Here is a 23,091-nt window from a genome sequence, read left to right as displayed (position 1 = left end):
TTGACCCATCAAAAGGGCCCTTTTAAGCCGATCCATTCAATGGGCCTTCCTCCATGAGATAAGCGCTGACCAGCGATCGAAAGTCTTCACACATCGCGTACTCTTTGTCCACAATGCCCGCCAGGCGCATGCGCCCCAGAACTTTCATGATCTCGGCCGGCCGGCCTGAGACGGTCTTCGCCAGCCCGTTTACGCACCGCAGAAGGCCTGCATGCCCCTGCAGGGCCGATGCCGCAAAAAACCGAGGTTGCTCCAAAAGAAGCTTCAAAAGATGGCCGAGCAGCTTGCACTCGTCCCTCAAGGCATGAACGAAACCCGCGAACCGCCGAACGAGCGGCGAAAAAGATTCCAATTTCTGCCGCATCTCATGGATTCTACGATATCTAAAGTCCATTTCACCGTGAAGCATCTCTCGATCAAAGACACCTTTGGGGTAGCTCGCCTCGATATCTTCCAGCAAGTCCAGGCATTGGCGCAATTGAACGGCCGTTTCTTCCATCATGGCTAATCCCCTCAACCCCTCGCGTCTTTTTGGGGCTGGCCGCTTCAAGTCCTGAGCGAAGATCTGTGCCGCATGTCTAAAACATGTTGTCGCCGCCTCTCGCCTTCCCTCTGGAGATGCCCCGCATGTCACCCTGAGGCGTCGCAGCTCACCGCCATTCAAACACATTGCCTGATCGTATAAGTTTTTTAGCGAAGTTTCATTCAGTTCAACCTGAATGCAAGGGATGATGCGTTTTCAAAGGCTTGACGGCGACCCCCTTCTTTTGGCATCGAAATGCAGGCTATAGGTCCTCATCAAATGAACTGCTAGCCCCATTAAAGTATACCCCAAGGATACAAAAAGGACACTAAGAGCCCAGCTAAGTGTGCGCATCCAGGGCGCGCTCCGATCGAAAACTTCCGACCCCTTGTTTTGCCAGAAACACCCTTCGATGGCCCGACGGTGTTCGGACCGGCGGGAGCCGGTTCTGTGGTCCGGCACCATAAGATGGCACTTCTTCGTTCGATCCAGGTCATGGACACGCAATTCGGGCTCAAAACCACATTCGTTAAAGGATCCACTTTCTTTGAATATTCCAGAGGCTTGTCAGAAAGAGACCGACACAAAAGAGGGTGAGCATCGAGAGGTCCAGCGCGACGGGCAGCGCGCCCCGGCCCTCGATGGCTCTGTGCAACAGATCCGCTCCATACGTAAGTGGTAGACCATAGGACAAGAGTCGCAGCGGCGTGGGAAGACGATCGATGGGAAAAAACAGGCCGCAGAGAAAAATCATGGGAAAGCGAAAAAAGTTGGAGAACGTCTGGGCTTCAAAGACCTCGCTCACCGCCACGGCAATGAAAAGTCCCAAAAAGGTGGAGGCTGCGGCGATGAGGAAAACGGCCGCACAGAACAGCGGCCACTGCACCGGGCCAAGGTCGGTCCATAGAGCGGCCAAAACCATAGGCACGCTCGCGTTGGCCATGCCGAACACGATGGCGCCGCTCGTTTTGGCCAGCATGAGCTGGGTCAGGGAAATGGGAGCCAGCAGCAGCCGCTCAAAGGAACGGTTTTTCTTTTCAAAGGTCACCGCGACGGCCAACATGGAGGTGGTCCCGAAAAGGATGGACACGGCCACCACGCCGGGAAGCACTTGACGCATGTCGTGTAATCCTTCGCCGGATTTAATGAAAAACATGGCGGTCCAGGCCAGGGGAAAAACAATTCCCCAGCTGATGTTGGGAGGCTTGAGGTAATACGTGCGCATGTCTTTGATCAAAATGTTCCAAAAGGCAACAGCCCCGGTTGTCATGAAGAACCTCCTGCGCCCGACTTTTCTCTCTCTTTCCTTAAAGCTTCGGCGGCCAGACCTGTCACGTGCACAAACACATCTTCCAGAGACGGCTGGCCGCGCCGGGCTTCCAGAACGTCCACACCGCGCTCTTCCAGAACCCGCACTAGGGGGCCCACACGTATGGGCTGCCTCGATTCAAGGCGCAAATGCTCTCCATTTTCCAGGGAAAACGTAACCGTGCCGAAGACACGGGCCATATCCTGAAGGAGATCCTCGGGTGGGGGCTGCGCGCAGGTCACATGCAGCACGAAATGGTCCTTGACCGGTTGCAAAAGGTTGGCCACAGAGTCCGTCCGCACGATGCGGCCGGAGACGAGAAAGGCGATACGTTGGCACAAGCGTTCGGCTTCTTCGATGTAGTGGGTTGTGAGAAAAATGGTCGTGCCGCCTTCATGAAGACGAGCGATGAGCTGGCGGACGTGGCGCGCACTGGCCACATCGATGCCCGTGGTCGGTTCGTCGAGAAAAAGAATGGCGGGTTGATGAATGATGCCTGCCGCTAGAGTCAGCTTGCGTTTCATGCCTTTGGAATACGCAGCGAATTTTCTGTGGGCGGCTTCCGAGAGACCAAAAGCCTTCAAGAGTTCTTCAGCGCGCCGTTTCCTGTCCTTCTTGGAAATGCCATAGAGTGCCGCGCAAAAACACAGGTTCTCAAAGCCGGTCAATTCCGGGTACAGGTTGCTTTCATCGGGAACCACACCGATGAGATGCTGGGCGGCCTTGGGGTTGTCCGTGCAGTGGATTCCGGCGATAGTTACAGTTCCGGCATCGGGGCGTGCCAGGCCGGTAAGCATGTTGATGGTGGTGGTTTTTCCAGCGCCGTTCGGACCAAGAAAGCCAAAGATTTCTCCCCTGGCCACCTCAAAAGAAATGCCCGCCACGGCTTCCACGGACGTAAAGCTTTTTCGAAGCCCTTTCACCTGAATCATGGGTTCGGGCATGCCATTTCCCCCTCAGAGGCTCTAGAGCACGCGCGTTTGCTCAAGAAAATCAACCAGGACGTCAAAGAAGGCTTCCCAGTCTGGAGGACAGTCATTATGATCGGCGTCGTAGGCAACGAATCGGCTATGCCGGGCGGCTTGGGCCAAGGCCTTGCCGTGGGCATAGGGGACAACGGTGTCGTGTGTTCCATGGACAATGAGCACGGGACCCGCGTAGGAAGAAACTACAGCCTTGTTGTCAAAGGGATCTCGAAGGAGAAAACTCGGGGCAAGGTAGCGCCGCGCAAAGGGGTGCAGACTCGTAAAGGTGGACGTAAGAATAAGCGCCGCGGAGGATCTCTGGGATGCTAAAGCACAGGCGACACCCCCGCCGATGGATCGGCCGAAAAGAATGATCCGGGAAGCGTCCACATCAGGCCTTTGCGTCATAAGGTCATGGGCGGCGCAAAAAGCTCGTGCGATGCTTTTCTGCGAAGGTTTGCCCAAGGATCGGCCATAGCCGGGGTATTCCAAAAGCAGCACATGAAGGCCGCGGCGGTTTAAACCGCGAAAGGTCTCCGGCCACCAATCGATCAGTTCCCCATTGCCGTGGGCGAAAATGACCAAAGGCCTTGGGCTCTCTTTCGAGATGTCACTTGGAAGAAACCAGCCTTCCACCTTGGCGCCGGGAACGCTCACCCATAGCCGTTCCACGAATTCCGGCAGGGAAGGGTCATCGGGTAAGCCCACGAAAAGCGACGGAAAAATGAGATGGCGCTGCAGCAAAAACAAGAGCAGGCAATACAGCGCATAGCATCCCGCACAGGTCAAGATCCACCGAATGCCCGACATGTTCTGGGGCTCCTTTTTGGCCTGGTGCTCTTCGTGACGTGCGGTTCACCGGGGGAGGGGCGTTCCCCACAGGGAACCTCGGCCCCGAGCCACAGCGCAGCCTACAGTATTCTCTGGAACGGCCTCCCGGCGGGTAAGGCGAAGCTACAGTGTCGTCGAACGGACCACGAAGTTCTGATGCAGCTTCAAGGAGAAACCCTCGCCGTGCTGAACACCGTGTATCCTATAAAAATCAGCGCCGATTCCCGCCTTCGTGCCGACGGCGCACACCCTTTACAATACAAGGAAGAAACCCGAGAGGGAACGAAAAAGAAGAAAACGGAGTTACTCATTTTTGCGTCGGACCAAAACACGGTCAGTGTCTTCAAGAACGGCAAACTTCGAAGAATCCTTCAAGCGCCGTTGGGCACTGTGGATCCTCTGGGAGCGGTCTATCGGTTTCTGTCGGCATCCGAAGATGCCTTTCGTGCCAGTGCCATGTTGGTCACGGACGGGAAAAGGGTCTTTGAGGTGCGCATGACCTCGGTGGGACGGGAACCCGTCCGCACCCCATGGGGAAAACGCGATGCCGAGATGTGGCAGGCCTCGGTGCGTGTCCTCGCAGGAAAACCCCATGCTCTGGAACAATCCTCCTTGCATGCATGGACTCTATACGGCAGCCCTGCCGTTTTGGTCAAGGCGACGGTGCGTCTTCCATACGGAGAATTTTCTATCCAGATTCAGGAATCCGAAGCGCACGTGGGTGCCGACTAGCTGCCTCGTCCTTCCAGTTCCAGGATGTAGCGGCGCACCACATCGGGCAACGGGGCCTTGGTGCGGTTTCTGTAGTCATAGGAAACGACCACCGCATCCCCTTCGGCCGCGATGCTTTGATGACGATGACTGACAATGCGATATTCCATACGAAATCGATCCGCATTCAGTTCCGGCACGCGTGCCCCCACGGAGACGGTGTCCGGATAGGTCAAAGGGAAACGGTACCGGCATTGCGTGGAACCAAGGATGGGCCCCAGCCCCGTTTCCTCCATGATTTTCATGTAATTCATCTTGAGAAAATAGGCGATGCGGGCCGTTTCCATATACCGAAAATAGACCACGTTGTTCACATGTTGAAAGGCGTCCATTTCACCCCATACCACAGGAAGTTCGATGATCACTGGAAAACCCTTAAGCAGCTCTTTCATCTGTGTGACCTCCTCGAGAAATCGCGCCACCCTTTCACGGTTTCTGACCTCCACAAAAGGTCGCCGCACGCGCCAAAGCGTGCCTCAAATGCCCACCGGTAGCGGCGGTGGGCTTTGGAATCGGGGGTTGAGGGCGCGGGTTTTTGAGACGAAAATCCTGCTCCCTCATTCCATGGATCATGTGTTTTCTTTCTTTGCCGATGCGGCCAACCTAGAATGCATCACACCGCCGGCGCTGCATTTTCGCATCCTGACACCCTTGCCCATTTCCATGGGCGTCGGCACCCTTATCCAGTACCGCTTGCGGCTTTTCGGCATTCCCTTTGGCTGGACAACACGTATCACCGTGTGGAATCCTCCATGCTGCTTCGTGGACGAGCAGATTCACGGCCCATACCGGCAATGGATCCACACGCACACATTTCAGGCCACGCCCAAAGGGGTCTGGATGCACGATCATGTCCAATGGGCGCTTCCACTGTACCCGTTCGGGGAATGGGCCGCTCCGGTGATTGGCGCGCTCATCGCATGGATTTTTCGATATCGCGCCCGCACCATCCCCGCTCTGCTTCAAGAAACCCAGAACCGCACCTTCCTGTGCCCATGACACGAAGCGGAGCAGTGGCCAGGTCCACACGGCTTTCGTTGCACAGGCTTTTTAAAGCCCTGCAGCCGGAGATCTTGAAACCGCATCGGCGGATCGCCATGCATGCGGGAACATGGGCTCCTTTTCGTGGTCCTCAGCCGTTACCAGTCGTAGAAGACTTCCCAGTGCTCCTGAAAGGAAGGATCTGCCTGACTGTACCGATGGGTCATGGTCTTTCCGGTTCCGGGCCCTTGGCGCTGTCCTCTTTCCAAAAGCGAACCACGATGGCCGGCATTTTTCCGTCCGGAAACCAAAGACCGCGAAGGTGTGCCGGCACGGAAATCCAGGTCTCTTTTTCTTCAATAATTTTCCAGACGGTTCCATAACGCTTGCTGCGCACTCGCTCCCCCACCTGCGGAAGATCCAGCTTGGCGCGAAGCGCCTTGAAACGATACGGGCTCACATCACCCTTTTCCAAGCATTAATCGCCCAGCAGCAGAATACCAATGGCTCCCAGCGGGGCGCTCAAGAGAATGGAGAGAACCGCCACGGCAAGAATCACTTCACCCGAAGCCACACCGGCGGCCATGGGCACGGCGCCGATGGCCGCCTGCACGGTGGCTTTGGGAATATAGGCGACCACGCAGAAAAGTTTTTCTTTCCAATTGAAGGGGGTACCCCACAAGGAACAACACGTGCCCACGCTGCGAAAAATCAGCCCCACAAAAATGACCGCCGTTCCAGCCAGGCCGGCCTTCCAAGCCACATGAACGTTCACCTGGGCTCCCACCAACACGAACAGCAACATTTCCGCAAAGACCCAAAGCTTCCTGAGTTCTTGAGAAATCAGGTGGGCAATGGGTTCGGCCTTTTCCAAAACCACGAACCCAATGGCCATCACACCCAGAAGGCTGGCCACCGGGACCCAATGTTCCACGGCCGATTCCAGCCAGGTCAAAACAATGGAAACCCCTAGGACCACCAAGGTCCGCTTCGGGGATTCCAGTCGTAGAGGGTAAAGAGCTTGTGAAGCAGGTAACCGGGAATGGCCCCGACCAGAATGCCCAGCTCGATGGAGACGGGGATTTATGCGAGCTTCGCCCCGATATTCACCTTCCCGCCATCATACATGCCGAGAAAAATGGTGAACAATACAACGACAAAACATCGTCCACCGAAGAGGCCCCGACAATCAGTGTCGGCAGCCTTTGTGCGTGCCGAGCCCCCGATCCATGTAGTCGATCATCAAGGGGACGACGACGGCTGGAGAAACGGCGCCAAGAATCGATCCAAGGATCGCCGCCTCAACAAGGCTCATGCCCAGCCACTGGGGAGCCACCAACGTGACGCCCAGGATTTCAAAAACGGCCGTCACAGCACTCATGGTCAACGCGGCACGCCGCACGCGGTTCAAGGTGTCACGATGCAGCTCAAACCCCGCCCGCAGCAAAATGACAATGAGGGCGATCTTTCGAAATTCCGCTGAGACCTGCATCATTTCGGGGCGCATAAGACCCAAAACGTAGGGCCCCACAAGAATCCCCATAAATAATATTCCCACCAGACCCGGTAGCTTGATTCTCTTGTAAAATGTAGTTCGCAAGAAGACCGAAAACGATAATGACAGCCAGGCTTATAGCCATGACAAAGCCTCCTGCACTCACGCCGTGCGCTAAGCCTTAAGCGATTTCTGAGGCAATTCCCTCCAAATCCCTTTGGATGCTCATGATGCGTTGCATGGCCTCGTGAAGTATTGCCTTTTTTTTGTCTCGCTCATGGGCTTCGGCCTTTTGGAGCACCACGGCCTCATTCATAGCATCCTGAATACTCTTTGCCGTGGCATCGATCTTCGCATTCAAATTCCAGCGAAATTCCAGGAAACTCTCCTGCACACGTCGCATGAAGTCGGCGCGGACCCGCCCGCAGTTGGCATCGATGCGTTCCGGGAGTTTTTTCATCAGATCACTCAAGACTTTTCTTTGGGAAAAGCTTTTTGGCATGATTTTGCGGGAAAAGAAATCGAGCGCTCCGGCGATGTCAAAAAAACGGGGAGGGTCACCGAGCAGGTAATAGAAACGGCTGTCAGCATGCAGGGATTCATCCGCTTGGATCGTTTCAAAAGGAATGTCAAACAATTTGGCGGAGGCCTGGATGAGTCGATCGATGACCTGATTCGTCCGGTCCGAGTACTGTCGCGAGACGCGGGCAAATTCCTCGTTGAGCGCCTTTTCTTGTTGTATGATCCAATTATCGAAGGTACGAATAATGCCTTCGCTCAAACACGTTTCCATCTTTTCCACATAACGAGATACGGGAAGATGTTGAAGTTTTTCGCCCTGTTCCCGCAAATCTTCCATCAGTTCAGGCAGACAGTTTTTTTGAAGCCTTTTTATTTCGCGATCCAGCCCGTCCATGATCCGCCTGATTTCCGCTTCAAAATAATACCCGTTTTCGTCTCGCTCCCGTTGGATTTTTTGAAGCTCTTTTTGAAATAAAGCGATTTTTTGTTCCAAATCCTTAAGCGGCATTTCAATGGCTTTTTGTTCCAATTGAGCTGTATACTCCACATCATTGAGGATCTTTCGGGCCGACTGCAGGCCGGAGTGCAAAAGGACTCGACCTTTTTCCTGAGTCAAAAACTGTGTCAAAAGCTCTTCCAGCTGAGGGAAATAACTCTGGGAAATCTTGTCTTCATCCCCGATGAGGCGACCCTCCAAGGCCAGTTTGGCGGAAAGGGGCAGGATGCGTATCTCTGTATTTCCTAAAACTTGTCTCAAAACCTGCTCCGAAAACGCCAAAGATTGTTCTCGGTCTTCCGGGGCCACAACATCGATTTTGTTTTGGACGAAAAAGATCTTTGAGACGTACTGACACACATCGCGCAGAAAAGCCAACTCCGATCGGCTGAGGGGAGGATCAGCGGTGAACAGGAAAAGAGCTGCGTCCACCTGGGGGAGAAAATCGTAAGTGGCCTGGGTGTTGGTTTCGAAAATGGAGCCCACTCCGGGGGTGTCGATCAAATGAACACCGCCCCGAAGTGTATCCGCGGGATAGGCGATTTCCACCCGTTGAACCCCTTTGCTGTTATCGGGGTTTCCTCTTTCTGTCACGTAGTCTGCCAAAGCCCGCCGAGGAATGTTCTGTATTGATCCGTTTTTAAAGCGAACCGAAATTTTTTCTTCGGGACCGTAGTGAATCATGGTCACAATAGACGTTAAGGGAATAACCGCCGTGGGCAGAAGGTTATCTTTGAGAATGGCGTTGATCAGGGTGCTCTTGCCTCTCTTGAATTCCCCAAGGACCACGAGGTAAAAGGCACTCTGCTGAATCTTCTTGCTGAGTTCATCGATTCTTTCAGTGATGGTGTCCTTGAGGTTCAAGGTGTTGAGCTGACGGATATCATCCAGAGCTTTTAAAAGCTTAGCTTGTGTTTTTCGATAGCTTTGTAGCATCGCATTCTCCTCTTTGCACCCACCCGGCAAAAAAAACCCCAATCCCGAAACCGGGTGGGGTTCTCTAATGAAATCAGCGCGCTTCCCGCCCCCACCCGAAGGCCACTACGCTGACAGGCCGTTCAACCTGTGCCCCTCGAGCTCCTTGGAGAAGTCATCATCCCCACGCCCGGAAAGAGAGGGAGGCGGTTCAGGCAGACTTCATTGCCTTTATGCTATATAAGTTTTAACGAGCCGACGTTAACAAAATCCTTTTTTCTCTGTCAAGGGGCGATGAGAAAGACCGTCTTCAGAGCCACTTAGGGCCGCACACTCTTTGAATCTTGAAGCCCTCTAATAGCCGAAAAACGCTGCCACGTACTTCAAGGCCGTGAACACAATGATGCCAGCCAGCATCCATTTGATCGCCCGTGCCGGCACATACTTTTGGCAACGTGCGCCAAGGTACATGCCCGCCATGCCCCCAAGCCCAAAAAGAATGCCCAGAAGCCAGTCCGGCGCTACGGACATGTTCGGATACAAGGGGGCGATGGCCTGATAGAAGCCGACGCCGGCCACGGAGGTGACGAAGGTTCCCATGAGAGCGGCGCCGGCCACCGTGTAGACAGGCTGCTTAAAGAAAGAGACGAAAAAAGGCGCGATAATGGACCCGCCGCCGATTCCGTAGATGCCGCCCACAATACCGACAATAAAAGTCAGCGCGAAAATACCCCAAACGGGAATGTCGTAGGATTCTTCGTAAAAAGTGTAACCCAGGCGTCGTGTGTTGAAGTGCGTCACCTTCACTGAAGGCAGCGCTTGAGCCGCCCCTTCCCCAGGTTGGACCGCCTGGACTCGATGACGACGCACCATTTCCTGGAATTTTTCTTCGGCGTCGGCTTTTGTGTTGGCCACCGTGCTCTTCTTGAGCAGATCCTGAACCATGCGCAACCCGATGTAGAGTAACACAGCGGCGGCGAACAATTTGAAATGTTTGGGATTGGGAAGGTAGGCCACCCGAACCACGGCTCCGGTGAGCACCCCGGGCAAAGTGCCCGCAACCACAACCCAGGTGAGGGGCCACACCATGCGGCCTTCTTTCCAATACCGGTACACCCCGCTGGGAATGGCCACAATGTTAAACAACTGATTGGTGGCGCTCACCGATGGATGCGTGTAACCCAGAACGGACATCTGAAAGGGAAGCAGCAAAAAGGCTCCGGAAACTCCACCCATGGACGTGAAAAAGGAAATCCCGAAGGCCACGAGCGGCGGTATCCAGGGCGCCACCTCAATCCCAGCCCTATGAAAAACCATAACCCCCCCATTTTTTTCACCAAAAACCCATCCTTAGTATGACACGAAAAGGGTATTTTCCCTATCATACTATAAGGCGTGCTGTAAAGGGTCAATGGCCTTTTCACCCTCGGTGTCCTTCTGTGTCCTAATTCTCACGCACTCACCGCACGCCGCTTTTCCTCCTAGACCAAAGAATGGGCCGATGCTTCAGATGAGCGCGGCGTCTGTGCTTCGCTTTTCATGGTCATTGTGCTGCAGGAAAGCGCTTTGCTGGAAAGTGGAACGGCAGCTGTGTTACAAGGGATGAGTAAGCCAAAGGCAAATGGCAAAGGCCGCGGATCGATTGAAGGCGGCGTGGACCGGGTCATTGCAAAGGAAACCGTGCATGGGTCCCATGGCAGCAAGAAAGTCTGAAAAACCTACTTCCGTGCAAGACTTACAGGAGGCCCCAAGGCGGCGCCGATCGGTAGCGTGTTTGGACACCGAGGGACTGCGACGTTTGGAAGAATCCTTTCGGCGCTGGGTGGATGCCTTTTCAACGCACCGGCCGGCACGGCTTCGCATCTTTCTTCTTTACCTTTTGATTCACCAATCCGGAGCGAAACTCAATGAGGTGCTTCGGCTCAACACTTCCCAGGACATCGACTGGAACGCGCGATGCCTCTATTTTCGAACGGCACGCCATGGCCGAAATGCTTCATTTCGCGTTGTGGATGTTTCGCGTTACGGGCTGGAGGCGATTCGAGCCGTCGTGGAAGCGCTCATACGCACAGGGCATCTTGAAGAGCACTTGGACGTGGACGCCCCCTTGTGCGGCGCAAGTTTTACGAGAGGGCTGAGGCCTGCGGGTTTTCCCGGCGCTGGGCGCACCTGAAATGATCCAAAAGGCTCGAGCCATGGAGCTGCTGAGCGGGCATCCTCCTCTGTCTGTAGTGCAAAAGGTTCTCGGCCTTACCGTCTCCAGCGGACCTCTGCCGCATCCGTCCTTTTCGGACAAGGACATGCGTCAAGTGATGAAACTATTCGTAGAACGGGAAACCAGCGGCCAGAGCAGTGCGCGCAACGCATTTGACGGGCGCGTGGACGCAATGCTTTTCGGTGACATTCAGGCCAAGGTGGGCTTGGTCACTGTGGCAGGACATCGCGTCACCACGGTCATCACTATGGACAGCTTGAGGCTCTGGCCATTCAGAAAGGGCCGGTCATGGTGGCGGAAGTGAAGGCGCCGTGGGTCGTTTTGGCTGTGGGTTCCGAACAACCCTTGATGAGCCTGGAAAACCGATTCCAGGGAACAATCCGCCGTATCGTGCGGGGACAGGTGACCGCTGAGGTGACGGTGGAACTGGCCGACGGGACGGCGCTGTGTGCCATCGTGTCAACAGAAAGCGAACAACGCTTATCATTCAAGGAAGGTGATGTGGCGTGGGCCGGCTTTTCCGCCCATGCCGTTGTGCTGCATGGGCATGCAGACCAACCGTCTCTGTGGTCATCAATACCTCCTGGTGCATGAACCCTTTTCTTTCACCACCAGGGGACGAGCTGAAAAAGGACAAGCACGGACTAAAGGGCAAGCGAATGTGCCGAGAACGCATGTGTAAAAGCGGGTCAAGATTTCGTCGGTTTTTCAGCACGCTGGGGACGAGCCTCGGTTTGATCTGCGTCGCTGTCACGACGGCCGTCCACGCTGACGATCAGTCCTTCAACACCGCCGCCGACCATTTGGTCCAACTGCAGGTTTTGCAGACCTTGAACCAGATCGTCGTGTCCCTGACGCACATTCTGACTTACAACGACAAGGTCGTACTGGACCAAGAATATAATACCATCATCAATAACTTGAACTTGAGCAAGATTCCCGATGCCGACATCATCAGTCTGCTGCAGGAACTCATGGACCTGCTGACCAGTTCCAAGATTCAGGAGCATGAAAGGGCTTATCTTTCACGAACCTATGAAAAAAACGTGCAGGAAGAGTTGAGAAGGAGGCTTCGAAAGCGCGTCTTTGAAACCGACCTCCTTCTCAATCCTTACATGGGCGTGCTCAGCGCCATCGTCAACGTGGGATCGTTTTACTTCAATTACCGCGATCGCATGGACGATTATAAAAAGGAGCGTGAGGAGGCGGCGTGGAAAATCGAAGCGGCCACCCTTCAGGGACTCAACAACTTTTACAAGAATCTGCTGAAGTACTCATGGAATCTCATACGCCGCTATCAGTTGCCCGATGAGTGGCGCCTTAATGAAAAGCAGCTGACCGACTACACCGCCATTCTCAAGGAACCCGACATTGACCGGCGTTATCGTAAATTGGAGCGGCTGGAGGCATCGTTTCAACAGTTTCCGCCCTACTGGTATTACCGCGGACAAGCCGCCTACGAAATGGGCAACCACAGGGAAGCTTTGCGCTGTTTTGTCGAGTTTCAAAACATTCACCAGGGCATTTTGCGCAAGGATCCCTTTGCCGCTTCCACGGCCATGCACAAGATCATGCTCACCGTCCAGGACGCTTCCGCAACGCAGATTCGTCGCGACCTGGAAGTGGTTCTCGCCAATTCCAATGATGAAGACTGGGGAAACATCCTCTTTGCCGCCTTGCAATATGCGCGCCTAGGGGATCACGACATGGCCGGACGCCTCATTATGCGCAATCTGGACAACGGCCACATGGCCTTTATCGAAGACCCCGAAATGTTGCGTGCCCTCGGCCCGGCCTTGCTGCTTCATGCGCGCAGCGATGTCTTCGACCGCATTCTGGACACCTTACTGAAAAACAATCAGGTCAAAAACTACGATGTGTTGTGGCTCTACGGCCAGCTTCGAAACCGGGACATTCTGCGGCGAATTCAATCGGAGTTCGACCACGTGCTGCTCCTTGCCGAAAACAAATCCTGGCTGAACCCGCTCAACGTGTTTCGAGGCGACAATCTGACCTTGCTCTTGCCCACTCGATGGATGGCCGACAACGTCATCGTCCAGCTCCGGGTGGTGGATGAGGACGGAGAGCACAAGGTCGAGCCCTCAGATGTAGCCCCCTTGACCCACCATCCTCAGGTGACGGTGCTGACCTTCAAAGATGCCCTGTCCACCAAGAAATTTCTTAAAAAGAAGCGTCAGGCTCAGATCATTGTTTCGCTGGCACGGGAAAAACTAGCCGAAGATAGGAGCGCTCGAGAAGCCTACACCATTGCCATGATTTTTTCGGTCACGGTGATCTCTGCCCACGAACAATTGGAAAAGATCAACAAGTACACGTCATATCTTGTGACCAACAGTTCCCTTGGCGAAGACAAGACTTTGGAATTCCTCGCTAAAGAATCGGGCAAGAGAAAAGAAACCAAGAAAGCCAAAGCCAACGGTGAGGACGGCCAGGTCCTGTGGTTCACCAAGGAACGGCTGGTCCTCAACGGGGAAAGCTTTCCATGGAGTGATGAAGGAATCCGCTTTTAAGTGCGTGTTCGATGGCCTTGCGCCCCATGCCGCCGCTTATTCCTGGTAAAGAAACCGCATCCTCGCGATCTGCCCCTTGGCTCTTGGTGTTCTTATGGGCCGGCACGTTCCGGCGGACGGTCCGCGCCTTCGCGCTCCGAGAGTTCGCGGACGACCAGAAGGCCGTCCCTTCAAAAGCGTGGGCGCAGGAATCATCCATCCGCTGGCAAAAACCCATGGATGGCATCTTCGGAGGAGCTTCTAAGGGCGTGAGGCAATCCAGCCGACGAAAAGCACCGGCACCCACACGCCGCTCAGGACCAACAGGGCTTTTGCCCATTTGTCCTGAAAGTAGCGTTTGGAAGACTGGACCACCCAGTTCCAATTCAAAACAAGATGGACCACCGTCAGTCCCACGAAAAGGATTCCCAGAGTGCCGTGAATGTCCGCCCAACCATGGCGCGAAAGCCCTAGAAAAGCAGGAGGGGATCCCAAGGCCCGAGCTCCTGTGGGAATGACGAACTTTAGCAGCAGGCCGAGAATCACCAAAGCCGTCAAATCCACATACATTAAGGCGCCGACGAGATACAGCCATCGGTTCTTGTCCACGGTTTCGCCCTCCTTTTTTTAGAGCCTTTGTGACTGACGACGGCTTCGCCGATCGGGCGGCACGGCACGCCCTCTCATTCCTTTCGAACGAATTCCAGCACGGTGATTTCCGGCGGGGCCAAGAGTCGCATGGGAGGCCCCCACGTCCCCGTGCCTCGACTGGTGTGAAGGATGGACCCCTTGTCCAGCGTATAAGTCCCATTAAAAAAAGGATACATCATGGCCACGAAGAGGGTGAAAGGAAAAATTTGCCCGCGATGCGTGTGCCCTGAGAGTTGCACATCAAAGAGGCCGAGGGTGTCGGGGCAGATTTGAGGCCTGTGTTTCAGGTAGAGGGTTAAAAGGCCGTTGGCGGCGGATTGAAGCAGGTGGGATTCGGTTTCGGGGCGGTCCTTCCAGGTGTCGTCCACGCCCACCACGTTGAGAAGGCCCCCAAGGGTCATGGCGTCGTCCCTGAGCAACACAAAGCCGGCCCGTCGTGTCCAATCCATGGCTTCTGGCAAACCCACGTAGTATTCGTGGTTTCCCACGATAGCCACTTTTCCTAAGGGCGGCTTAAGGTTTTGCCACACGGGAAGCAACGGTTCCAAGGCATGGGGTCGGCCGTCCACCAGATCCCCCGTAGATATAACAAGATCCGGGGCGATGTCCCGCAACACTTGGGCGATCCTTTCCGAACGGGCGTGCCTGCCGTTAAGGCCCAGATGCACATCCGAAATTTGCGCCACCACCAGGCGAGGCACATGGGCTGGCAACTTTTCCGTGGACACTCGCACGCGTTCAATGTGCAGGTGCTGCGCTTCCCAGGCAGCGTAAAAGCTCAGGACGGCTGCAGCCACGATCACCCCCAGAGCCGTCGGCGTGTCCAAAAGGCTGCCTGTGCCCAGTCCAGCAAAGCGGTGCAGGAGCCACAACACGCCGTTGACAGCGCCCACAATGAGCGACAGCCAAAAAGCCAGGAAGAGAAACCCCATCCAGGGATAGCCCATATAGGCCAGAAGGCGCGCAGGCATTTCCCAGCCTGTCCGTTCCAGGACGCGGCACAGCATGGGCGCCAGCACCATGAAGGCGCAAAAAACCAACAAGGCCGTCCACCAGCCTTTGCGACCTGCAAAAAGGCCATGCACGCGGTAAAGAAACACCGCGTGCATGGTGGTGTAGACGGTGAGAAAGGCGGGCAGAAAAGTCTTCATGACCTCAGTCGCCCGCCCGCTCTTTCGCCAATTCTTCAGGGCTCATGGCCCAAAAGGGCGTACCGTCCTTGGTGAGCCGCACTTTGAATTCGAAGTGGTCCCCTTTTTTGACCTTGGAGGCCATGAACACTTCTTGGCCGTTGATGTCCGCCCAGCAGCCCCTCACCGCGACTTTGTCACCCACCTGAATCCCCATGGTCTTGGGATCGATGAACCATCGCGGCCCCAGGTGGACCAACGTTCTGGAGCCTTCCTTGTCCTCGATCATCAGAGCCACCCCAGGGCTCATCCCTTCCACAGGGGTCACTTCCTGAATTTTCACCACCGTCCCCTTAATCTTGTCCAATTCCTGAGGATTGTAGAACCGATCATAAGCCCCTCCTTTTTCCCATCCACCCATTTGCCCGGCAGCGGGTTGAGCCAGGGAAAGAGTCGCTGAAGCAAAGATCATGCACGACACAAGGAGAAGACAGATCAGAATGTGCAGCTTCTCGACGGCCATAACACGCTCCTTCATTTTGAGGGTAAAAATTCATAAGAAGACCCGATGGTACCATTATCCATCGCCTCCACACAGGCCGAATCACCGCGAACCAGCCTGGCGTAAGCCCCATTTCTTCGAAGAAGCTCCTCAGGGGACCCCCATTCCACCACGCGGCCCTCTTCCAGTACAAGGATGCGAGTGGCTTTTTGCACCGTGGACAGCCGGTGAGCGATCAAAATGGCCGTCCTGCCCGCCAGCATGGTTTCCATGGCCACATTCATATCCCCTTCCGTGGAGGAATCCACATTGGAGGTGGCCTCGTCAAGAATAAGAATTTTGGGGTCTCGTGCCAAGACGCGGGCAAAGGCCAACAGCTGCTTTTGCCCCGCAGAAAGATCCATACCCCCGGGGCCGATGCGCGTGTTCAAACCATCGGGAAGACGCTGAATCAAAGAACGCAGCTGCGCATGATGCACAATGCGATCCAAGGTCTCGGCATCCAAGGAAAGATCCAAGCAGATGTTGTCTCCAAGCGTTCCCGACACAAGGAACACATCCTGCAAGACCAAACCGATCTGACGGCGCAGCCAGGTAAGGTCTAAGTGTCTAAGATCGTAGCCGTCCAAGAGAATGCGCCCGGCTAAGGGTTCATAGAATCGTTCCAGCAAATGGATCAATGTGGTCTTGCCGGCTCCCGTGGCGCCGAGAACGGCCACCGTTTCACCCGGGTTGACATGAAAAGAGACGTCCTTGAGCACAAGACGGGTGGCGTCGTAGCCGAAGGAAATGCCATCAAAGGTGAGGGCGCCGCGCAGCTGAGGCAGCCGAACAGCGCCGCGGGAATTCGACACGGACCGCGGCGTGTCCAGGAGTTCAAAGATTCTTTCCGCGGACGCCAAAGCAGATTGCACGATGGAATATTTTTGCGACAATTCCCTGATCGGCTGAAAGCACAGGCGCACGTAGGACAAGAAGGCAATCAGGGTTCCCAAAGACATGGAGCCTTCCACGATGCCTCGACCACCGAACCAGATCATGAGAGCCACCGCGCTGGAATGGACCACTTCAATGAAAGGCATAAAAAGACCGAACAGATGAATCTGGCGAAAGGCAGCCAATCGATGCGCTTCATTGAGCGCTTCGAACCGGGTGGCGGTATCCTTTTCCCTCTGAAATGTTTGAATAATGAACAATCCGCTCAGCACTTCCTGCAAAAAGGAGTTGAGGCGCGCCAAGCGCGTTCGCAGGTCCCGGAAGGACTCTCGAGCCAGCCGGCTGAACCACAGCGTCACCAGAATCACCACAGGAATCACCGTGCAGAGCAACGCCGTGAGACGCCAGTTCATCCAGAACAAAATCGCGAGAATACCGAACAATTGCAGGAAGTCGTTGAACACCGTCACCACGACCGACGTCATGGCTTCGTGCATGTTTTGAATATCGTTGGTCAGGCGCGTGACCAGCTTACCTACAGGTTGCCGGTTGAAAAAAGCCACGTCCAGATGCACCACATGGTGAAAGAGGCGCTGTCGAAGCGTGTGCATCACCTGTTGGCCAGCCCATTCCAAGAGGACCACTTGGAAAAAGCTACCCACAAACCCGAAGGCCATCAGGCCCCCAAAGACCCAGGCAAGCTGACGCAATCCCTCCATGCGGATCACCAAGGGCAGGGTCTCTTGAGTTACGAACTGATCCACTCCCAAGCGCACCACATATGGAATGGCCAGACCCGCGGCGGAAATGCCAAGAGACAGCAGGGCAGCTCCAAGAATGGGTTTCCAAAAGGGCCGCAGAACCTCTAAAAGGCGGTTCCAGAGTTTCAGATCCCGTACGCGTCCCAGTTGAGTTTCTTCAAAGTATCCGTAGCCGTAATGCATGGCACCTCAACGTGCACACGACGTGCGGGTCTGGTGATGGTGAATCGTTCGATAAAAGGGATTGCGTTCCAGCAGGTCGTGATGGGTACCGGCATCCACGACGCGGCCGTTGTCCATGACCAAAACCCTGTGAGCGTCCGCAAGCTGGGTGATTCTGTGGGAGATCATCAAGCAGGTCTTACCCTGGCAGCGTTCGGCCAATTCCCTGAGGATCCGTCGTTCGGTTTCGGTATCCACGGCGGAAAGGGCATCGTCGATGATGAGGATGGGCCGATCGAGCAAAAGGGCTCGAGCCAAAGCAATCCGCTGGCGTTGGCCTCCGGAAAGGCGTACACCCTTTTCTCCTAAGAGCGTTTCATAACCGGAAGTCATGGCGAGAATTTCTTCGTGAATGGCCGCTGCTCGTGCCACCGCCTCGATTTCTTCAAGGGTGGCGTCAGGCTTGCCAAAAGCGATATTGGCGGCGACTGTGTCCGAAAAAAGCACCCCTTCCTGAGGCACGTAGGCAATGAGGGACCTCAGGTCGGCGATGCGCAGATCATTGACGTCACAACCGTTGACCGTGTAGGCCCCTCGAGGCACAGGGTAGAGCCGCGTCAAAATATGACACAGGGTGGATTTGCCTGATCCCGTCGGGCCCACAAGGCCCGTGATGCCAGGCGTCAGGGTAATGGAACAATCTTGAAGCGAGGGAGATTCCATGGCCGGGTACGCAAAGGTGCAGCTGTGAAGCCGAAGCGTGAAAGGGCCTTCCGGCAGGGAAACGGGGCGCGGGGAATCCTCAAGGGCGGCACGGTCGGCGAGAAGCCCTTGAATCCGTTCCAGGCTCGTCAAGCCCCGCTGAAACAGATTGGCCACCCATCCGAAAGCCATCATGGGCCATGTCAAAAGATGCAGATAAGCCATGAACGCCACGAAATCCCCAGCAGTCAGGGCCTTATGCATGGTCAAGAGGCCGCCGAAATAGAGGACGAGCAACACACTGGTATTACTCACCAGACCAGCAAAAGGGAAAAGAGTGCCCTGCACCATGGCCGCCCGCAGGTTGTGATGCACATAGGCACGGCCCAGAGCATCGAAGCGCGCCGTTTGCGGCTCTTCTTGATTATATGCTTTGAACAATCGAATGGATGCCAGGGTGATGCGCGCGCATTCGGTAAGTTCGGAAAACTTCTCTTGAACCCGCACAAAACGCTGATGCAGTCGCTCCGATAAAAATCGGGTCGCCAAGGCCAAGAAGGGAAAAGGAGCGATAGCGATGCCCGTCAGTGGACCGTGAAGAGCGGCCATAAAGGCCAGAGCGGCCAGGCTCATAAAGACCGCATCGACGAAGGCCACCAGCCCCATGCCCACCGCAAGCTGCACTGAGGCAAGGTCGTTTCCGGAAAGGGCCAGAATGTCTCCGGGGCTTCGCCTATGCAGGACCGTACGGTCCAGGTTCAGCACATGGACAAGCATGTTTCGACGAATGTCTTTTTCCAGGAGCCGAGAAAAACCCAAAAGAAGATACCGCCAAAAGTATCTCAATACGGCGATGACCAGGGCCAAGGCCACGATCTGCGTGGCACGCAGGGAGAGCCGGCGAAAGTCCTCGCCGGTGGAGACACCGTCCACGGCGTGTTTCATGATGCGAGGAATCCAGAGCTGCAGAAGGTCCACAACGGCCAGGCACACAAAGCCGAAACCCAGCCGCCATGCATAACGGGCCACCAAGGGTTTGAGGAACCCCAGGGCCTTCGAAAGCTGGCAGGCCTGTATCTTTTGGGGCCGATGGCCCGTCACGGCAAGAACCTCATCGGGTCGAAGGTGATGGAAGGGCCGAAGATTCCGGAGCCCACCGGCATGCCTTCAAAAGCCAGACGACCGCATAGACGACCGGAGTGTCCAGAATCGCAATGACGAGCTTGATGACCCATTGACCGAGGATCAATGGAGCGATCGGCATGACCCTGTAAAAAGCGATGGTGATGAAGACCACCGTGTCGATCAACTGAGAGACGGCTGTGGAGAGATTGTTTCTCAGCCACAAATGCTTTCCTCCCGTGAGCTGGCGCAGCAAGTGAAAGGCCCACACATCGTGGTATTGGCTGAGCAGGTACGCACAGAAGGAGGCCACGATAATGCGAGACGTGCTGTCCAGGACAGTTCGAAAGGCCGGGTCATGAGGCCAAAAAGGCGCAGGAGTCCACACCACGGCGAGGCGCACCAAAAGGAGGGAGAAGACGAGGGCGACAAATCCACCAAGAACCACGGAGTTGGCCTTTTCCCGGCCCCAGAGTTCGCTAATCACGTCAGTGACGACAAATGTGACGCAATAGGCCAACACCCCCGCCGGGACCACCAGGCCGAAGACCGTGATGATTTTACTCGCCAACACCGAGGCGATAACCAAACTGCCCACAAAAATGCTGTTTAGAATAAGAAAGGCCTTTTGAGTTTCGTTTTGCACCGGGTTCCTCGCAGTCTTGTGAGGCTATGACCGCCTGTTGGGAACACATCCTTTCATTCGTGGTCATGGCACGAAAACGCGTCCGCAGGGACCGGCTCCTTGCGGCCCAGGCTTTGACGCATCCCTCTTTGAAAGCGGCACGAGCCGCGAGCGCACAACAAGGACTTTGTGATCCTTCTGAAAAAACATGGCCATCCATCGCTAGTCTCGCCAGTTTCATCAGAAACTTTCTATCAGGACCCGGGCGAACTCTTTACCTTTCTCCTGTGCGGTAATCAAGTCCTGAGGCCTATGAAGAACGTCACCTTCGGCGTCGACACCACGCACCAGCAGGCTGTCCCAGAGGTCGGCGCCCACGGCGTCAAAGAAATAGCGAGCGGTCAGCAACACGCCGTCAAAGAGTTTTTTCCCCTGCGTTGCTCCTGCGGCTATGAAGAAACCTCGGCGAGGGTAGTCCTTGGAGCCGAACGGGACCGCGTCGATCCAATAGCGTTTCACCCACAGAGACTGACATCGATCCATGAAGATCTTGGTATGCGCCGACACCGTGTAAAAGAAAACAGGGGAGGCCAGCATGATACCGCGGGACTGTAAAATGGCGTCGGCAATCTTGTGAAAGTCGTCTTCGATGATGCATCGCCCCGAGGCTTTGCACCCGTAGAGTTCCAGGCATGGAGAAATCTTGAGGTCCCGCAGGTAAAAACAGTCGACGACGGCCCCGGCTTCGCGAGCTCCTTCCACGGCGCGGGAAAGCAGCATCGCAGTGTTTCCGGATTTTCTCGGGCTTCCGTACAAGGCAACAATTCGCACCATGGCATGCTCCTTTGTTGGCAACGGTTGATCGCGAAAATTTTGACGTAGCCTTCTCTCCTGTGTCACATAAAAACGGCGAAAGGGGAAGATGATGTCAAGGAAACGGGTGTCTTTAGGCAAGCGCTTGCGCCACTGCTCTTCCGTGGACTGCGTCGGCGTGCAGCCTAACTGGTCAGATTATCCCAGAGAGGTTCGGGAAACAATCGCCCAGAGCTCGATCGTGTACTACCCCAGCCGCCTTTATGAAGATCTTTTCCGCTCCCTGGGTAAAAGGGTTTTCCCTCAAAACTATTATGGCTTCATGGGCCACAAGATTCGCCAAACCGCTCTATTTCAACTCCTGCATGTGCCTCACCCTCGGACCAGACTCTACTACGGCTCCAACCGCAGCGAGCGGATCATGAGGGATTTTCCCTTCCCTCTGATTGCTAAAAATCCCGTGGGATCTTCACAGGGCGAAGGGGTTTGGTTGGTGCGCACGGCAGCGGATCTGGAAGCCTACCTGGACAAACATCACCCAGCGTACATTCAAGAATATCTTCCCATCGACAGAGACCTGCGCGTGGTGCTGATTGCGCAGCAGGTAGTGCACGCCTATTGGAGGATGGCTCCCGCCGGAGAGTTCCGCAACAATGTGTCTCGAGGCGGCTCCATCAGCTTCGAAGACATTCCGCAAAAGGCCTTGGATTTTGCGCGATGGACGGCCACAGTGTGCCGTTTCGACGAAGTGGGGCTGGACATCTGTTACGCCCACGGCCGTTGGTGGGTCCTGGAAGCGAACATGGTCTACGGGTTGGAGGGGTTTCGACGGCGGGGGCTGGATATTTACGCCGTTTTTCGATCTTTGGACGAAGGAGGAGCACTGTGACTCGGCCGGAGCAGGTAGCGGAAAACATAGCGCTGGTTCGAGAAAAGCTGCGGCAAGCTCGCCGCGTTGTGGTTCTGACGGGTGCAGGCGTTTCGGCCGAATCCGGCGTGCCCACCTTTCGCGGTGCGGGAGGGATGTGGCGCACCTATCGGGCCACAGACCTAGCGACACCGGAAGCCTTTACCAAAAACCCTCAGTTGGTGTGGGAATTCTACAACTATCGTCGAGAAGTGCTTCACTCCCTTCAGCCCAACGCCGCCCACAAGGCGTTGGCGGCCTTGGAAAAACGCTGCCAACATTTCGTTCTGCTGACGCAAAATATCGATGGGTTGCACCAGGCCGCTGGATCTCGCGCTGTGCTGGAATTGCACGGCAATATCTGGTGGGTGCGCTGCACGGGATGCGGCCTTAAGGCTGAGGACCGCCGTGTGCCCATCCCCTTTCCGCCACACTGCGACGCCTGCGGCGGCATGCTACGTCCCGACGTGGTCTGGTTCGGCGAGTCTTTGGATTCCGGAGTCTTGCACCGCGCCTACACCACTTTAGAAGAATGCGATCTCATGCTGGTCATCGGCACCTCGGGCGTCGTTCAGCCTGCCGCCTCCATGGGCCTGTATGCCCAACAGCACGGCGCTTTCGTCGTAGAAATCAACCTGGAACCCACACCTTATAGCCGCGCTTTCGATGTGAGCCTCCTTGGGAAAGCCGGCAAGCTCGTACCCCAATTGGTCAAAGAGCCAATCTGAGGGGATTTGCAAAGAAGGGCAAGATAACCAGCGGCTCGCTTGATCATTCCACTGATGCGCGAAGCTTATCTTCTGCCCAACGCACTAATAGATTGAGATTGTCTAATTCGCCTCAGTAATGATTCACGGGGCTGTTTCATGGCTGCGCGATCAGCCGCACCTGGAACGCTTTATGAATGCCGTGGCAGGGCAGGCCCCCTCGGCCACCTGCACGCTCCGCCCCAGAGGACCGGGTATTCACATCCTGCAAAAAACGGGAGAACAAATCGACCCATGAGCGCCGTTGCCCATGCCCCTTTCAAGCGACTTTCTTCTTGAGCTCTCTCACGTCGTGCTCAAGGACTGCAACACGCTGCGCCAGCTGGGCATGCTCGTGGTGCCGCACCATCTCGCCGAGAAACCGATCCAGTCTCTGGTTGATGGCGTCGGCTCGAGCAGTGTTTTCATCAATGCGCCTACCCAATTCCTCTCGAACAGCATCAATGCGCTGATTGGTTTCGTCAATGCGCTTGCTCAGTT

The 23,091-nt window shown here is 55.4% G+C and carries 26 protein-coding genes, 1 pseudogene and 1 riboswitch; of the genes and pseudogenes, 9 read left to right on the top strand and 18 right to left on the bottom strand.

Annotated features, from left to right (window positions below; translation table 11 throughout):
* Positions 1-22 precede the first annotated feature (22 nt).
* The 4 genes from ACUVSA_RS04285 to ACUVSA_RS04270 all read right to left on the bottom strand — a co-directional run bounded on the left by ACUVSA_RS04285 (position 23) and on the right by ACUVSA_RS04270 (position 3,607).
* Entirely contained in the window at positions 23-502 is a 480-nt protein-coding gene (locus ACUVSA_RS04285) for a hypothetical protein (RefSeq protein WP_445893911.1), read from the bottom strand.
* A 550-nt stretch (positions 503-1,052) separates the two neighbouring features.
* The gene (locus ACUVSA_RS04280; protein WP_445893910.1) at positions 1,053-1,793 is read right to left on the bottom strand and encodes an ABC transporter permease; all 741 of its coding nucleotides are present in this window, start codon (positions 1,791-1,793) and stop codon (positions 1,053-1,055) included.
* Positions 1,790-2,776: an ABC transporter ATP-binding protein gene (locus ACUVSA_RS04275; protein ID WP_445893909.1), complete on the bottom strand. Its 987-nt coding sequence runs from the start codon at positions 2,774-2,776 to the stop codon at positions 1,790-1,792. The genes ACUVSA_RS04280 and ACUVSA_RS04275 overlap by 4 nt, the downstream gene beginning before the upstream one ends.
* Before the next feature lie 21 nt (positions 2,777-2,797).
* Positions 2,798-3,607: an alpha/beta hydrolase gene (locus tag ACUVSA_RS04270; protein ID WP_445891094.1), complete on the bottom strand. Its 810-nt coding sequence runs from the start codon at positions 3,605-3,607 to the stop codon at positions 2,798-2,800.
* Between ACUVSA_RS04270 and ACUVSA_RS04265 the strand changes: the two genes are divergently transcribed.
* Entirely contained in the window at positions 3,527-4,360 is an 834-nt protein-coding gene (locus ACUVSA_RS04265; protein WP_445893908.1) for a DUF3108 domain-containing protein, read from the top strand. The two genes, ACUVSA_RS04270 and ACUVSA_RS04265, sit on opposite strands and share 81 nt — an antisense overlap.
* Here the strand turns inward: ACUVSA_RS04265 and ACUVSA_RS04260 are convergent.
* Positions 4,357-4,791: an acyl-CoA thioesterase gene (locus ACUVSA_RS04260; protein WP_445891096.1), complete on the bottom strand. Its 435-nt coding sequence runs from the start codon at positions 4,789-4,791 to the stop codon at positions 4,357-4,359. The two genes, ACUVSA_RS04265 and ACUVSA_RS04260, sit on opposite strands and share 4 nt — an antisense overlap.
* A gap of 172 nt (positions 4,792-4,963) precedes the next feature.
* Here ACUVSA_RS04260 and ACUVSA_RS04255 point away from each other — a divergent pair, with 172 nt between their 5' ends.
* Positions 4,964-5,398, top strand: coding sequence for an SRPBCC family protein (locus ACUVSA_RS04255; RefSeq protein WP_445893907.1), 435 nt, complete (start codon positions 4,964-4,966; stop codon positions 5,396-5,398).
* A gap of 205 nt (positions 5,399-5,603) precedes the next feature.
* Here the strand turns inward: ACUVSA_RS04255 and ACUVSA_RS04250 are convergent, their stop codons facing one another.
* The 5 genes from ACUVSA_RS04250 to ACUVSA_RS04230 form a co-directional block, all read right to left on the bottom strand.
* On the bottom strand, positions 5,604-5,840 hold the full coding sequence (locus ACUVSA_RS04250) for a hypothetical protein (protein WP_445893906.1): 237 nt from the start codon (positions 5,838-5,840) through the stop codon (positions 5,604-5,606).
* Positions 5,841-5,858: 18 nt separating this feature from the next.
* Positions 5,859-6,359 (bottom strand): cation:proton antiporter domain-containing protein, encoded by a 501-nt coding sequence (locus tag ACUVSA_RS04245; RefSeq protein ID WP_445893982.1) that lies wholly within the window; start codon positions 6,357-6,359, stop codon positions 5,859-5,861.
* Between the two features lie 210 nt (positions 6,360-6,569).
* Entirely contained in the window at positions 6,570-6,938 is a 369-nt protein-coding gene (locus ACUVSA_RS04240) for a cation:proton antiporter domain-containing protein (protein WP_445893905.1), read from the bottom strand.
* A 118-nt stretch (positions 6,939-7,056) separates the two neighbouring features.
* Positions 7,057-8,829 (bottom strand): dynamin family protein, encoded by a 1,773-nt coding sequence (locus tag ACUVSA_RS04235; RefSeq protein WP_445893904.1) that lies wholly within the window; start codon positions 8,827-8,829, stop codon positions 7,057-7,059.
* A gap of 141 nt (positions 8,830-8,970) precedes the next feature.
* A riboswitch (Fluoride riboswitch) is annotated at positions 8,971-9,047 on the bottom strand.
* Between the two features lie 115 nt (positions 9,048-9,162).
* Positions 9,163-10,125: a sulfite exporter TauE/SafE family protein gene (locus tag ACUVSA_RS04230; protein ID WP_445893903.1), complete on the bottom strand. Its 963-nt coding sequence runs from the start codon at positions 10,123-10,125 to the stop codon at positions 9,163-9,165.
* A gap of 222 nt (positions 10,126-10,347) precedes the next feature.
* On the opposite strand from ACUVSA_RS04230, the gene ACUVSA_RS04225 reads away from it, so the two are divergent.
* The 5 genes from ACUVSA_RS04225 to ACUVSA_RS04205 all read left to right on the top strand — a co-directional run bounded on the left by ACUVSA_RS04225 (position 10,348) and on the right by ACUVSA_RS04205 (position 13,554).
* On the top strand, positions 10,348-10,521 hold the full coding sequence (locus tag ACUVSA_RS04225; protein ID WP_445893902.1) for a hypothetical protein: 174 nt from the start codon (positions 10,348-10,350) through the stop codon (positions 10,519-10,521).
* Positions 10,522-10,534: 13 nt separating this feature from the next.
* Entirely contained in the window at positions 10,535-10,981 is a 447-nt protein-coding gene (locus tag ACUVSA_RS04220; RefSeq protein ID WP_445893901.1) for a hypothetical protein, read from the top strand.
* A 22-nt stretch (positions 10,982-11,003) separates the two neighbouring features.
* Positions 11,004-11,327: a hypothetical protein gene (locus ACUVSA_RS04215; protein ID WP_445893900.1), complete on the top strand. Its 324-nt coding sequence runs from the start codon at positions 11,004-11,006 to the stop codon at positions 11,325-11,327.
* Positions 11,312-11,617 (top strand): TOBE domain-containing protein, encoded by a 306-nt coding sequence (locus ACUVSA_RS04210; protein WP_445893899.1) that lies wholly within the window; start codon positions 11,312-11,314, stop codon positions 11,615-11,617. Before ACUVSA_RS04215 ends, ACUVSA_RS04210 begins: the two co-directional genes overlap by 16 nt.
* 140 nt (positions 11,618-11,757) lie before the next feature.
* Positions 11,758-13,554, top strand: a complete 1,797-nt coding sequence (locus tag ACUVSA_RS04205; protein WP_445892489.1) for a hypothetical protein — start codon at positions 11,758-11,760, stop codon at positions 13,552-13,554.
* Between the two features lie 240 nt (positions 13,555-13,794).
* Here the strand turns inward: ACUVSA_RS04205 and ACUVSA_RS04200 are convergent, their stop codons facing one another.
* From ACUVSA_RS04200 to ACUVSA_RS04170, 7 genes are all read right to left on the bottom strand, one after another.
* Positions 13,795-14,142, bottom strand: coding sequence for a DUF4405 domain-containing protein (locus ACUVSA_RS04200; protein WP_445892488.1), 348 nt, complete (start codon positions 14,140-14,142; stop codon positions 13,795-13,797).
* A 74-nt stretch (positions 14,143-14,216) separates the two neighbouring features.
* On the bottom strand, positions 14,217-15,335 hold the full coding sequence (locus tag ACUVSA_RS04195) for a metallophosphoesterase (protein WP_445893898.1): 1,119 nt from the start codon (positions 15,333-15,335) through the stop codon (positions 14,217-14,219).
* 4 nt (positions 15,336-15,339) lie between these two features.
* A complete protein-coding gene (locus ACUVSA_RS04190; RefSeq protein WP_445893897.1) occupies positions 15,340-15,837 on the bottom strand; it encodes a hypothetical protein in 498 nt (165 codons plus the stop codon).
* Between the two features lie 11 nt (positions 15,838-15,848).
* Positions 15,849-17,696, bottom strand: a complete 1,848-nt coding sequence (locus ACUVSA_RS04185; protein WP_445893896.1) for an ABC transporter ATP-binding protein — start codon at positions 17,694-17,696, stop codon at positions 15,849-15,851.
* 6 nt (positions 17,697-17,702) lie between these two features.
* A complete protein-coding gene (locus tag ACUVSA_RS04180; protein WP_445893895.1) occupies positions 17,703-19,478 on the bottom strand; it encodes an ABC transporter ATP-binding protein in 1,776 nt (591 codons plus the stop codon).
* Between the two features lie 10 nt (positions 19,479-19,488).
* Complete coding sequence (locus ACUVSA_RS04175; RefSeq protein ID WP_445893894.1) at positions 19,489-20,145, bottom strand: queuosine precursor transporter; 657 nt, start codon at positions 20,143-20,145, stop codon at positions 19,489-19,491.
* A gap of 219 nt (positions 20,146-20,364) precedes the next feature.
* Positions 20,365-20,958, bottom strand: coding sequence for a flavodoxin family protein (locus ACUVSA_RS04170; RefSeq protein WP_445893893.1), 594 nt, complete (start codon positions 20,956-20,958; stop codon positions 20,365-20,367).
* A gap of 91 nt (positions 20,959-21,049) precedes the next feature.
* Between ACUVSA_RS04170 and ACUVSA_RS04165 the strand changes: the two genes are divergently transcribed.
* Together ACUVSA_RS04165 and ACUVSA_RS04160 are read left to right on the top strand one after the other, a co-directional pair.
* Complete coding sequence (locus tag ACUVSA_RS04165) at positions 21,050-21,826, top strand: ATP-grasp domain-containing protein (RefSeq protein WP_445893892.1); 777 nt, start codon at positions 21,050-21,052, stop codon at positions 21,824-21,826.
* Complete coding sequence (locus tag ACUVSA_RS04160; RefSeq protein WP_445893891.1) at positions 21,823-22,572, top strand: SIR2 family NAD-dependent protein deacylase; 750 nt, start codon at positions 21,823-21,825, stop codon at positions 22,570-22,572. The genes ACUVSA_RS04165 and ACUVSA_RS04160 overlap by 4 nt, the downstream gene beginning before the upstream one ends.
* A 298-nt stretch (positions 22,573-22,870) precedes the next feature.
* Here ACUVSA_RS04160 and ACUVSA_RS04155 read toward each other — a convergent pair.
* A pseudogene (locus ACUVSA_RS04155) lies at positions 22,871-23,091 on the bottom strand (hypothetical protein); the annotation flags it as partial.

The sequence above is a fragment of the Desulfosoma sp. genome, assembly GCF_052743555.1.
Note: the sequence above shows the minus strand (reverse complement) of the source record. Positions and strands in the feature narration are given on the sequence as shown.